The sequence below is a fragment of the Marinobacter sp. EN3 genome (assembly GCF_000475315.1).
In the GTDB taxonomy this organism is placed as follows: domain Bacteria; phylum Pseudomonadota; class Gammaproteobacteria; order Pseudomonadales; family Oleiphilaceae; genus Marinobacter; species Marinobacter nauticus.
Genome location: NZ_AXCC01000001.1, coordinates 14,063 through 26,450 on the forward strand (window position 1 = coordinate 14,063; position 12,388 = coordinate 26,450).

Genomic DNA, 12,388 nt, shown 5'->3' on the forward strand with positions numbered 1-12,388 from the left:
TGAATTTTCATCAGTATAGGTTATATTGAATAAAATGTCACCATCGGGGTTAGCGCGGGTAGCCAGTAATCTCCCGGATCTTTTTGTACAGTGGTTGCAGGCGGGGATACATATCCTGATAAACCTCCCGGTAGAGACGTTGATAAAGCGCAGATGCTTCCGGGTTGGGCTCGAATACCCGGCCGGTCCTGGTCATAGCCCGTACCGCCGTGTCGAAATCCGGGTGTAATCCCAGCCCCACGGCGGCATCAATAGCCGCTCCCAGTCCGGAGGTTTCATAGGTATGCGGGCGTTCCGCCGGCAATCCAAATATATCAGCCGTCAATTGCATGGCCGCATCACTCTGGGACCCGCCGCCTGCCACTCGAAGCCGCTTGATAGCCTGGCCGCTGCGCTTCTCGATGCGTTCCTTGCCTTCCTTCAAGGCGTAGGCCAACCCCTCAAGAATGGCCCGGTAAACGTGAGCTCGGGTGTGTACGTCGCCAAAGCCGATAATGGACCCCTTGGCTTCCGGGCCAGGTTGGCGCACGCCGGGGCTCCAGTAGGGCTGTAGCATCAAACCCATGGAGCCTGGCGGTACGGCGTTCACCAGTTCGTCAAACAGGGCTTCGGGTTCAATGCCTTTCTGTTCTGCCAGCTTTTGCTCACGCAGCCCGAATTCCCGCTTGAACCAGCTCACCATCCAGAAACCCCGATAGATCATGACTTCAGTGGAGTAGTGGCCGGGCAGGGCAGACGGATACGGCGGCATGAACCGGGTGGGTTCCACATAGCGGGCATTGGTGGTGTTGATGGTGGCCGTGGTGCCATAGCTCATGCAGCCGGTCTCCGGAGACAGGCCGCCGGAGCCGAGAATTTCGCAGGCTTTGTCCGATGCCGCGGCGATGACGGGCAGTCCACCCGGCAGGCCAAGGTGCGCCGCCGCCTCAGGCAGCAGGGTTCCGATCTGTTCACCAGGCGGTATCAGTTCAGGCAGCATACCCGGGGTCACCGGCATCACCTGCCATTTGAAATCCCGGGGCCCCGCCCAACGCTGGCGTTTATAATCAAAGGGCAGGTAGCCCACCTGACTGCCGGTGGAATCGCGGTATTCACCGGTCAATCGGTAATTCAGATAGCCTGATAACAGCAGGTACTTGTGGGTTTTCGCCCAGATGTCCGGCTGATTCTGCGCGATCCAGTTCGCCTGGGTTTTTTCCCGGAAGCGGCCAATGGTCTCCTCCAGGCGGGCAAGCTTGAACAGCCAGCCCCAGGGGCCTTTCACCGCCCCGTCTACCCGTGCATGCCGCTGATCCAGCCAGATGATGGCGGGCCGCAGGGGCTTGCCCCCACGATCGAGGTTGACCACCGTGCCGCGTTGCGTGGTGACGGTCACGCCCACCACCTGCTCCGGGCGGGCGCTGGTGGTTTGCCAGAGTTGCTGGCAAGCAATGCCAAGGTTGTCCCAGAAGTACTCCGGGTGCTGTTCTGCCCAGCCGGGTTGCTCGGAAAAGTAAGGCTCGATTTCCTGCTTGCCCTTACCCAACAAGTTACCCTGGGTGTCAAACAGCAGGGCGCGGATGCTCTGGGTGCCGTTGTCGATCGCCAGTATCAGTGGGGTCTCAGGCATCCCGGGCATCCTCGCCCATCGGCAGTTGATAGCCCTTACGGTAGGTTGCCAGATATCGCTCTTGCTCCTGATGCCAGCGGGCATCATCCCAGCCAAGCAGGCTCTGGCATCGGTTACGGATTTCAGGAAGCAAACTGGCCGCCCCGTCAGGCAGGATCAGCCCCAGGCGGGTACGCCGCAGCATCAGATCATCCAGATGCTGAACCTGTTCATGGCGACAGGCCCATTCCAGTTCGGCCCAGAGCACACCGGTGTCCGGGATTCCGGTGGCGTCACCGTTTTTCAGGATAGACTGGCGGTGCGGGCCGTAATAGCCGCCCAGCCGATGCCAGGCCAGCGCCGGAATATCATCGGGTTTACGGTCGTTTGGCGTGGCCGTGAATACCCGTTGCTCGTCGCTACGAAGCCGATCTTCATGCTGATCACCCAGGGCCATGGCCAACGCCTGTCGTGCCATCTGGCGGAAGGTGGTGAGCTTCCCGCCGGCGATGCTGATCAGGCCCTTGTCGTGCCGAATGGCGTGTTCCCGATTCTCCCGGGACGGAGCTCTACCTCCGCCGTCGGTGACCACAGGTCGAACGCCCGCCCAGGTGGACAGCACGTCGGCCCGTTCAATGGTCGCACCGGGGAATAAACGGGTGGCAATTTGCAGCAGATAATTTACTTCCCCACCGGTGATGGCCGGCTCCTCGTTCAGATCTTTGGCGTGTTCGAGATCGGTAGTTCCCAGAACCGTGGCACCTGCCCAGGGGAAGGCAAATACAGGCCTTCGGTCATCCGGGTGCATCAGGGATACAGCGCAGGTCACCGGCAGCTTGTGCCACGGAATGACCAGGTGACTGCCTCTCAGCGGTCGGATGGTGAGCGGGTGATCTGTCGCTGATTGTTTCTGCAACCGATCGGCCCAGGCGCCGGTAGCGTTAATAACGCATCGGGTATTGACCGTGATGGCGCTCTGCTCTGCATTTTCTTCGGCAGTCAGTCTTAATCCGCAGACAGTTCCGTTATCATCCCGGTCGACGGCGGTCGCGGCGACGTAGTTCAGGCACATGGCGCCGTCGTGGGAGGCTTCGGCAATCAGCCTTTGGACCAGGCGGGCATCGTCTGTCACCGCATCGGTAAAACGACTGGTGGCGCGCAGGTTGGTAGTATCGAGCCCCGGGGCCCAGTTCAGGGTTTCCTCTGGCGTATATTTCTGATGGCTGCGGGTGCCGGCCAGGCGGTCGTACATGGCCAGCAGCATCTGGAACAGCCCGGGGCCCGGGAAACTGCCTTTGTAGTGGGGCATCAGGAAAGGCAGTGGATCGACCAGTCCAGGCGCTTCCAGCAACATGCGTTCGCGTTCCCGGACAGCATCGCGGGTTAACCCGATGTGTCCACTGGCCAGATAGCGAAGTCCGCCATGGACCATCTTGGAAGAGCGGCTGGAGGTGCCCCAGGCGAAATCTTTCTGCTCCACCAGCAACGTCTTCAATCCGCTGCCCGCGGCTTCGCGGGCAACTCCGGCGCCGGTAATGCCGCCGCCCACCACTACCACATCGAAGGTCTGCGTTTCGCCCTTCAGGTTTTCCAGTATCTGTTGTCGATCCATGATCACTTCAATCCAGCAGAGTTTTGGGATTCAGGCGCTGGTCCGGATCAAAGCTCTGGGTCAGCGAACGAATTGCACGCATACCCAGCTCTCCCTTTTCGACAGGGAGGAAGGGGGCATGGTCCTTGCCTACGCCATGCTGATGGCTGATGGTGCCCCTGTTCCGCACGATCAGGTCTGAGGTGGTGTTCTTCAGAAGTCGCCAGCGGCTCAGGGTCTCGTCATAGCTATCCGCAACCCGGAAAACATAGGTTGTGTAGATGGAACAACCCTGGCCGTAAAAGTGAGACAGGTGGGTAAATACGTGGGTTCGCTCGTTCCTGTCTGCCAGACCTTCCCTGAGATTGGTTTCAATCCGGTTCATCAGGGTATCAACGTTGTCCCAGTCGGTGGCGGTTTCCAGGGTGTCCACGGCGTAGCCCATTTGCCACAGGGCTTCGCGCAGGTAGGGCATGGTGAAGCGTTTCTCCGCCCACTTGGCGCCAAGTTTTGTGCCGGTATAGACCCCTTTGTGGTCACTGCAGAGTTTGCGGGCCTCCGCAAGTGCTCCCCGGCACTGGGCTTTGCTGCCGGTTACGCCAAAGGTCATCATGCATTTGCCGTCTTCCGCACCGCGGAAAGCCAGAAAACGTTCCAGTAGCCCGATCAGTTTCGGATGCCCGGCCAGTGCCAGCTGGGTTTCGGTTTCAATGGCGTTGCTCAGTCGTAGCATGGAAAGCTGAACCCGGTTCTGAACCAGCTTGCGAGCGGCGGTTCGGGCCTTGTCCCAGTCCGGGAAGAACACCACATGAAAGCTTTCCTGTTCAGGCAGACGGCTGATCCGGGCTTTGACCTCGGTAATCAGGCCCAGCCGGCCCTCGGAACCGAGGATCATTTCCCTGACATCCGGGCCGGCGCTGGAGGCCGGAATGGTGGGGATTGTCAGGGTGCCTTGCAGGGTTTCAATCCGGCCGCCGGCAAACAGCTGTTCTATGCGGCCGTAACGCAGTGACTGCTGGCCACTGGAGCGGGATGCCACCCAGCCGCCAATCGTGGAGAGCTCGAACGACTGAGGGAAGTGTCCCAGGGTATAGCCATGGGCTCTTAACTGGGATTCCACCAGCGGGCCGGGGGTGCCTGCTCCGAAGGTGGCGATCTGGCTCTCCCGATCCAGATCCATCAGGCGGTTAAGATTCGCAAGGCTGACGGTCAGAACCGGTTTGCCCTGGTCTACCGGGTTGATGTGCCCAGCCACGCTGGTGCCACCCCCGTAGGGGATCAGGTGAATATCCTTGTCGTTGGCGTAATGGAGCAGGGCGCGTACATCGGTACTGGTGTTCGGGAAGGCCACGCCGTCCGGGAACTCGCCAATATCACCGCTGCGCATGGCCAGCCAGTCTGGCAGGCTTTGGCCCCGGGCGTGTCGGACCCGGGTTTCCGGGCTTCGGTCGATCAGGTCATCAACCTGTGGGTCTGAGGGCAACCGGGATTCCGGAACCTGCTCACAGGCTGCATGCAGGGTGATATCCGCCAGCGGGGAGCCGCCTCCCACACGATCTGTGAGAAAGGCCTGACCTTGCTCCGGTAATTCCAGTGAGAACTGTTCGTCACCCCATCCATTCCAGCGTCGCATTCTGTACTGCTCCATCGTTTATCGAATTGCGGGCATTCTAACGGCTGGCCGGCCGTTACCAGTGTCAGAGAGCGACAAGCTCACTGTCATTTGCCGACAATTGGTATTCACAGCGCGTTCTTCTCAAGGGCGGAGGGCTTCGGTCAGCCTTTCGTTAAGATCCCGCCAATGCTCCAGCTTCCGGGCATCGCCAATTCTGGCATTGTCGCCGGATGTGCGATTCAGCCACAGGCCTTCACCGTTGAAGCTGTATACCGGTTCCAGATCGTTTCTCTGGGAAGCAGGTTTGATGTCATTGATCAGGTTGTCGAGAATCAACGGGTCGGAGCCCGGCGTTTTATACCAGGCCAGAACCATATGGGCCTGGTTCAACTCCAGTGCCTTGACGTAGATAATCCGGAGTTGGTCATCCGGGACGCCCATCGCCCTCAAGGTGAGGTACTTGGCGATGGAGAAATCTTCACAGTCACCGCCGTTGGTGGTGAGCAACTCCACCGGCGTGGCCCAGTAGTCTTCCTGGCCCCAGTGGCGGATGTCGCTGACAAACGTCACCCGGTTGAAGAAGGAATTAACCAGCCGAAGCTGGCGATCTGTCGGAGCGTTGGCAGCCAGCGCGTGCAGGCGTTGCCAGTTCTCAAGCCGCTGGTGCGCGGCCTCGCCGAACTCCTCCAGCACATAGGTCATCAGGCGGCTGCTTAATTCAAGTGCGCTGACAACAGACACGGTAAGGATGAGGGGAAGCAACAGGGACTGGCGACGTGTGAGTCTGCTTGCCGCTTCCATGGCGGACCTCAGTTGTTGTTCTGAAGCCGCTGGCGTAACTGTTCCAGCCGTTGACGGATTTCCTCTCGCCGCTGTTGCTGGTCGGCCGACGAGGCGCTGGTTTGGGGGCGTGCTCTTTGCACCTGAACCTCTTGCTGTGGGGGAGCTTCGTAGGCAGGCTCGTCATTGCTTGCGAAATCGACCCCGGAGCGATCTTCGGTCTCCGGGAAGTAGAGGTTTTCCAGTTTGCCGGATCTTTCAATGATGACCCGATTGGCAAACACAGTACGAAGCCTGGCATTTCCGGGCAGTTCATCACCCACCAGAAAGGCCTCGGTTTTGCCTTTGTCGTCTTCGATCAGGGCGCTGCCGGGGAAGTCACCGTCTGCTGCCAGCACACCGCGCAAGGACAGGCGAAGGTTGGTTTCCGGCAGGTTCTCTGTGTTGGTGTCTTCATTTTGCGGGGTGGCAGTCGCCGAGCCGAACACTTCCAGATCCGACAACTGAACATCAGGCACGGTTCTGGCCTGATCTGCACCTGTTGAAGCTTCCCGGGTCAGTTGCGGCAGGGTACGTTGGGTTTCATTCTGCCAGAACTGATAGCCTTGCCAGCCGGTCAGCGCCAGCATGGCCGTTGCTGCTGCTATGGCCAGAAGCAGCGGAGTCCTTCGATCAATTGCAAGCATTGTCGTTCCTGAATGCATTGGGAAATCGTAAAAAGCTCACAGGTTATCAGACTGCAATGAATTAGTGGCAGTATAGTGTATAGAGTTGTTCAGTGGTTCCCATTCCTGTGGTAGCCTTTTTGCTTACGCTGACAACATGGAGGGCCGTCGCAACGGGTGGCCCCATAAGAACAATCAGTGACCAGACGGATTTAACGAGGACGAGCTTGACCACCCAAACCGACATTCAGCCGCAGGATGCGCCGCTGGGCAGACTTCCCTTTACCTTCGCCAAGCGTAATGGAGTCATCCTTACCCGCAACGAAGAGGGCGAGCCGGTCATTCTCGTGCGCCCGGGGGCTTCCCACACCGCACTGGCCGAGGCAAACCGCGTGAGCGGTGGCCGGGCGAAGTTCTCTACCGTCGAGCCGGACCGCTTCGACCAGGCCCTGAATGCCGCCTATCAGAACGATTCGGCGGAAGCCATGCAAATGGTGGAGGGGATCGGTGACGACATGGATCTGGCCTCTCTGGCCGATTCGGTTCCGGAAACGGAGGATCTGCTGGAGCAGGAGGACGACGCTCCCATTATCCGCCTCATTAACGCCATTCTTACCGAGGCGGTCAAAACCAACGCCTCGGACGTTCACATCGAAACCTATGAGAAACAGCTGATTGTCCGGTTCCGGATTGACGGCGTGTTGCGGGAAGTGGTCCAGCCCAAACGGGCGCTGGCACCATTATTGGTCTCGCGGATCAAGGTTATGGCAAAACTCGATATTGCAGAAAAACGGGTACCCCAGGACGGCCGCATTTCTTTGAGGGTGGCCGGCCGGGAAGTCGATATCCGGGTGTCGACCATGCCCTCGTCCAGTGGTGAACGGGTGGTGTTGCGCCTGCTCGACAAACAGGCGGGCACCATTCGGCTGGAATCCCTTGGCATGGCCGGGCAGGATCTGAAAACCCTGCGCAAGCTGATCTATCGTCCGTACGGTATTCTGCTGGTGACAGGCCCCACAGGTTCCGGTAAATCCACCACGCTTTACGCCTCGCTGCAGGAAATCAATGATCGCAGCCGCAATATACTGACGGTCGAGGATCCGATCGAGTACAACCTGCCGGGCATTGGTCAGACCCAGGTGAACCCGAAAGTGGATATGACCTTTGCTCGGGGCCTGCGAGCCATTCTGCGCCAGGATCCGGATGTGGTGATGATCGGGGAAATCCGGGATCTGGAAACCGCGGAGATTGCCGTTCAGGCGAGTCTGACCGGGCACCTGGTGTTGTCTACCCTGCACACAAATACCGCCGTGGGTGCCATTACCCGTTTGATGGACATGGGTATCGAGCCTTTCCTGATCTCCTCCAGTCTTGTCGGTATCGTTGCGCAACGGCTGGTGCGGGTGCTCTGTACCCACTGCCGCGAGCCCTATATGCCTACCGAAGAGCATTGTGAGTTCCTCCAGCAGGACCCGGCCAACCCGCCCACCATCTTCCGCGCCAAAGGCTGTGAGCATTGTAACCAGTTGGGCTATCGAGGCCGGATTGGTATCTACGAGGTGGTCGAGATCACGGAAGAAATCAGCACCCTTATTCATAAACGCGCAGGGGAGCTGGATCTGGAACGGGAGGCCCGCCTGCACAGCCCGAGTATTCATGCCGATGGCGTTCAGAAGATTCTGGATGGCGTAACCACGGTGGAAGAAGTACTGCGTGTGACCCACCGGAGCCAGTAATCCATGCCGGCCTACGAATACAAAGCTCTGGATGCCAGAGGCAAGCAGAAACAGGGCGTGCTGGAAGCCGACGCGCCCAGAGCGGTGCGCCAGCAACTCAGGGAAAAGGGGCTGACCCCGCTGGCAGTGGAAGCGGCCGTAGAAAAACAGGCCCGTAGCAACCCACTGAGCAGCCGCGGTTCTCTGAGCGCAGCCGATCTCGCCCTGGTCACCCGGCAGCTGGCCACGCTCATCCAGTCCGGGATTCCGGTCGAGCAGGCACTGAGTGCGGCCGCCCAGCAATCCACCAAGCCGCGGATTCGCAGCATGCTGATTGCTATCCGCGCCAAGGTGATGGAAGGCTACACACTGGCGGACAGCTTCGGTGAATTCCCCAAGGCCTTTCCCCGGCTCTACCGCTCCACGGTCGCGGCCGGTGAACATGCCGGGCATCTGGACCTGGTGCTGAACCGGCTGGCGGACTACACGGAAAGCCGCCAGGAAGCCCGCCAGAAGATTCAGTTGGCTGCGATTTACCCGATTATCCTGAGTGTCGTAGCTATTGCCATTGTGGTGTTCCTGCTCACCTATGTGGTGCCCGACATTATCGAAGTCTTTCTCAAGCAGGGGCAGGAGCTGCCCGCGCTGACGGTAGCTATGCTCTCGGTGTCGGAATTTCTCGGCAGTTTCGGAGTCTACCTTCTAGTGTTGCTGGTGGTGGCGATCATCGGGTTCCGTTTCGCGTTGACCAAGCCGGCGGTGCGTCTGAAGTTTCACAAGCGGCTACTTCACCTGCCGCTGTTTGCAGGCATGGTACGAGGCGTGAATACGGCTCGCTACGCCAGTACCCTGAGCATTCTGACCACCAGTGGTGTACCACTGGTTGAAGCCATGCGCATTGCCGGGGAGGTGCTTTCCAACGATTACCTCCGGCAGGAACTGCGGGAGGCTGCCCGGAAGGTCAGTGAAGGGGGATCGTTGCACCGTTCACTGGACCAGACCGGTTACTTCCCGCCAATGATGCTGCATATGATTGCCAGTGGCGAGGCCAGTGGCGAGCTGGACAGTATGCTTGAACGCACGGCCCGCATGCAGGAAAACACCCTGCAATCCAAGATCGCCGCTATTGTGGGATTGTTTGAACCCATGATGCTGCTGTTCATGGGGGCGGTGGTGCTGATTATTGTTCTGGCGATCATGCTGCCGATTCTGAACATGAGCAACCTGGTGGGATGATGGCCCGCCGTCGGGCCAGCAAGGAAGCCAGAAAACTTTTCTGAAAGCGACGAGAAACAACGGACCCAAGATGAGTGAAACTATGAGCATGAACCAACCGAAAGCGCTGGCCCGGACCAAGGGCTTCACCCTGATCGAAATCATGGTAGTGATGGTCATTCTCGGCCTGTTGGTGGCAATTGTGGCGCCCAACATCATGGGGCGCAGTGATCAGGCCAAAGTAACGGTGGCCGAAACCCAGATCAGTAACATCGCCAACGCACTGGACCTGTATCGCCTGGACAACAGCCATTATCCCTCTACCCAGCAGGGCCTTGAAGCACTGGTCAACAAGCCCAGCGGCAGCCCTGAGCCGAAGAACTGGAACCCGGATGGCTACCTGAAAAATGTTCCCGAAGACCCCTGGGGTAACAACTACCAGTATGTCAGCCCTGGTGTAGACGGGCCGTACGATCTGTATTCCTATGGTTCTGACGGCCAGGAAGGCGGGGATGGCGATGCCGCTGATATCAGTGTCTGGGACAGCGGGAACTGATTGATTGTGGGCCGCAGGGCTGACCAAAACGGCTTTACGCTGATCGAGATTCTGGTAGTCCTGATCATCGTCGGACTGCTGGCGGCACTGGCGGTGTTCAATATGGCCGGCAGCTCCCAGCAGCGCGAGCTGGAAAGCCAGGTTCGGGAGCTCTACCTCCTGATGCAAACGGCACAGGAACAGGCGGTTCTCAATAACCTGGAAATGGGCTTGCTGCTGGAAGAAGACGGTTATCGGTTCGTGGCGTTTCAGGATAAGACAGGCGAGTGGAAATCCTCAGGTGAGCGCATATTCCACAAGAGAACCCTCCCGGAATGGTTGACCGTTACCCAGTATATCGAAAGTGACGCTCCGCGACTGGCCTCGGCCGAGGATCGGCTCAGGCCAGACGTGGTGTTCTTCTCCAGTGGTGAAACCACACCGTTTGAAATCGAATTCACCCTGGGCCGGGACACTGACCTGATGCACGTGGTTGCTTCAGATGGCGTCTCGCCGTTGGAATGGCGCAAACCTGGTTCCGGGGATGAGTCATGAGTCGGCCTCAGCGTGGTTTCACCCTGATTGAAGTCCTCGTCGCATTGCTTGTGTTCGGTCTGATTGCAACGGCCGCCGCCGAAGTGGGCGGGAATTACATCACCAGTTTTGAGCGCATACGTGACAAGACGCTGGCAGGCTGGGTGGCGGAAAACCGGATTAACGAACTACGGCTTCAGGATGAGCTGCCAGGGATTTCGGAGAATTCGGAAGATACCGACTTCGGAAATTTCCGCTGGCGGGTCACCACCGTTGTTGAGGCTACGGCAGAGCCCACGATGCGGCGGATTGAGGTAACCGTAGCCAAATACTCCGGGGCGCAATCAGAACCGTTTGCCGTTCATACCCTGGCTGCCTTCCTGGGAGAAACCTGATGGGCATGCCCGCGCGCAAGGTCAGGTTAGCCGGGGAGTCCGGTTTTACGCTGATGGAGGTACTGATTGCCGTCACTATCACAGCCGTGATCGGGCTGGGTGTTTGGCAGGTGGTGAGCAGTGTAATGAACTCCCGGGACCGGGTGGATGAGGTTGCCCAGGCGTTCGACGGCTTGCAGAAAACCATGTTGCTGCTGGAACGTGACATCACCCAGATCATCAACCGGCCCGCCCGGGATGTTTATGGTGATTATTCACCGTCCTTAACCTCAAGGGATGATGCGTTTGCGTTGATGCTGACCCGCCAGGGTTGGCGCAATCCGCTTGGTCTCCGGCGTAGCGGTCTGCAGCGCGTCGGCTGGGAATATACCGGAACTGAACTGCGCCGTCGGTATTGGCCTGTGGTGGATCAGGGGCAGGAAGACGAAAGCCTGGACATTCTGATGCTGGACGAGGTTCTGGAGTTTGAAATCCGGTTTCTGGATGAGAACGGTAACTGGCAGGAGCAATGGCCGGAAGATGACGCTTTGGCGCAGATGACGCCGGGTACCCGACCCGACATCTCCTTGCCTCGTGGGATTGAGATTACACTGGAACATGAACGCTTTGGTGAGTTGGTCCGCACATTCAGCTTGCCGGATTTTGAACCGTCGCAGGCCCAGGCGGTGATCAATCAGCAACAGGAGACTCAGACCGAGTCGGAAGATGACGCGGCTGAAGACGGATCTGGCCAGGCCGCGGGCGGGGTGACCGGCAATGATTAAGTTTGCCGGGAGCAGGCAGCAGGGCGTCGCCCTGATCATGGTGCTGTTGGCGATGGCCCTGGTGGTGTTGATGGCATCGGGCATGACCCGCCAGCAAAGCCTGCGGGTGTTCAAGGCTGGCCATTACCTGGCCCAGCAACAAGGCCAGAGTATTGCTCTGGGTGCCGAGGAATTTGCCAAGCGTATTCTGGTTCGGGACTACGAAGAGGATAAGGAAAACAGTGTGATGGTCGACAGTCCGGATGAGTTCTGGGCCATGCACGCTGCCATTCTGCCTCTGGACGACAGTGGTGTTGCCGAGGTCCAGATCGATGATCTTGGAGGCAGAATCAACCTGAACGATCTGGTTACCGCGAGCGGAGAAGTGGACCCCATCACCAAAGACCGGCTCACCCGGTTATTTCGTGCTCTGGGTATCACTGGCCTCACCGTAGACCCGCTCATTGACTGGATGGACGCCGACGACCAGGCCATCAGCGCTTATGGTGCCGAAGACGGCCAGTATCTGATGGCAGACCCTCCGTATCGCACTGGCAACCAGCCCTTTGTTTCCATTACCGAGTTGCGTCTGATTGAGGGCATGACCGAGGAAATCTATGCTGCGCTGCGGCCTCATCTGGTGGCGCTGCCAGTCTCCGGCGTCGGCATTAACGTGAATACCGCGACGGCCCAGGTTCTGATGAGTCTGCACGAGGATATGAATGAGGCTCAGGCGGAATCGATTATTGCCAAGCGCGAAGAAGAACGATTCGAAAACCTTCAGGATTTCCTGGCACTGCCGGAGTTCTCGGGGATGGGGCTGAAAGCCAACGGGTTAACGCTTCAGACCCGTTTTTTTGAAGTTGTCTCACGGATTACCTACGATAATCGTGTCGTCAATATGGTCAGCACCGTGTATAGAAACCCGGAGGGCGAAGTCCGGACGGTTCACAGGGATACCGGGCAGAAGAATCGCATTACCAAGGAACCTTACACTTTCTCAGAAGGATAA

12 protein-coding genes are annotated in these 12,388 nt (G+C 58.6%); 7 read left to right on the forward strand and 5 right to left on the reverse strand.

The features are described from left to right. Nucleotides 1-49 precede the first annotated feature (49 nt). From Q675_RS19600 to Q675_RS19620, 5 genes are all read right to left on the reverse strand, one after another. Nucleotides 50-1,609: an FGGY-family carbohydrate kinase gene (locus Q675_RS19600; protein WP_014421654.1), complete on the reverse strand. Its 1,560-nt coding sequence runs from the start codon at nt 1,607-1,609 to the stop codon at nt 50-52. Further along, nucleotides 1,602-3,200: a glycerol-3-phosphate dehydrogenase/oxidase gene (locus Q675_RS19605; protein WP_014421653.1), complete on the reverse strand. Its 1,599-nt coding sequence runs from the start codon at nt 3,198-3,200 to the stop codon at nt 1,602-1,604. The genes Q675_RS19600 and Q675_RS19605 overlap by 8 nt, the downstream gene beginning before the upstream one ends. A 7-nt stretch (nt 3,201-3,207) precedes the next feature. Beyond that, nucleotides 3,208-4,812 (reverse strand): FAD-binding oxidoreductase, encoded by a 1,605-nt coding sequence (locus Q675_RS19610; protein WP_023010220.1) that lies wholly within the window; start codon nt 4,810-4,812, stop codon nt 3,208-3,210. A gap of 123 nt (nt 4,813-4,935) precedes the next feature. Next, nucleotides 4,936-5,595, reverse strand: a complete 660-nt coding sequence (locus Q675_RS19615) for a transglutaminase-like cysteine peptidase (protein WP_023010221.1) — start codon at nt 5,593-5,595, stop codon at nt 4,936-4,938. Nucleotides 5,596-5,603: 8 nt separating this feature from the next. Further along, on the reverse strand, nt 5,604-6,260 hold the full coding sequence (locus Q675_RS19620) for a type II secretion system protein N (RefSeq protein ID WP_023010222.1): 657 nt from the start codon (nt 6,258-6,260) through the stop codon (nt 5,604-5,606). 206 nt (nt 6,261-6,466) lie between these two features. On the opposite strand from Q675_RS19620, the gene gspE reads away from it, so the two are divergent. The 7 genes from gspE to gspK all read left to right on the forward strand — a co-directional run bounded on the left by gspE (nt 6,467) and on the right by gspK (nt 12,388). After that, a complete protein-coding gene (gene gspE, locus Q675_RS19625; RefSeq protein WP_023010223.1) occupies nt 6,467-7,975 on the forward strand; it encodes a type II secretion system ATPase GspE in 1,509 nt (502 codons plus the stop codon). 3 nt (nt 7,976-7,978) lie between these two features. Next, a complete protein-coding gene (gene gspF / locus Q675_RS19630) occupies nt 7,979-9,190 on the forward strand; it encodes a type II secretion system inner membrane protein GspF (protein ID WP_014421648.1) in 1,212 nt (403 codons plus the stop codon). 88 nt (nt 9,191-9,278) lie between these two features. Next, nucleotides 9,279-9,725, forward strand: a complete 447-nt coding sequence (gene gspG, locus Q675_RS19635) for a type II secretion system major pseudopilin GspG (protein WP_031210904.1) — start codon at nt 9,279-9,281, stop codon at nt 9,723-9,725. A gap of 6 nt (nt 9,726-9,731) precedes the next feature. Then, on the forward strand, nt 9,732-10,259 hold the full coding sequence (gspH, locus tag Q675_RS19640) for a type II secretion system minor pseudopilin GspH (protein WP_014421646.1): 528 nt from the start codon (nt 9,732-9,734) through the stop codon (nt 10,257-10,259). Then, complete coding sequence (gene gspI, locus Q675_RS19645) at nt 10,256-10,633, forward strand: type II secretion system minor pseudopilin GspI (RefSeq protein WP_011784845.1); 378 nt, start codon at nt 10,256-10,258, stop codon at nt 10,631-10,633. The genes gspH and gspI overlap by 4 nt, the downstream gene beginning before the upstream one ends. Beyond that, nucleotides 10,633-11,397, forward strand: a complete 765-nt coding sequence (gene gspJ / locus Q675_RS19650; RefSeq protein ID WP_014421645.1) for a type II secretion system minor pseudopilin GspJ — start codon at nt 10,633-10,635, stop codon at nt 11,395-11,397. Before gspI ends, gspJ begins: the two co-directional genes overlap by 1 nt. Further along, on the forward strand, nt 11,390-12,388 hold the full coding sequence (gene gspK / locus Q675_RS19655; protein WP_014421644.1) for a type II secretion system minor pseudopilin GspK: 999 nt from the start codon (nt 11,390-11,392) through the stop codon (nt 12,386-12,388). Before gspJ ends, gspK begins: the two co-directional genes overlap by 8 nt.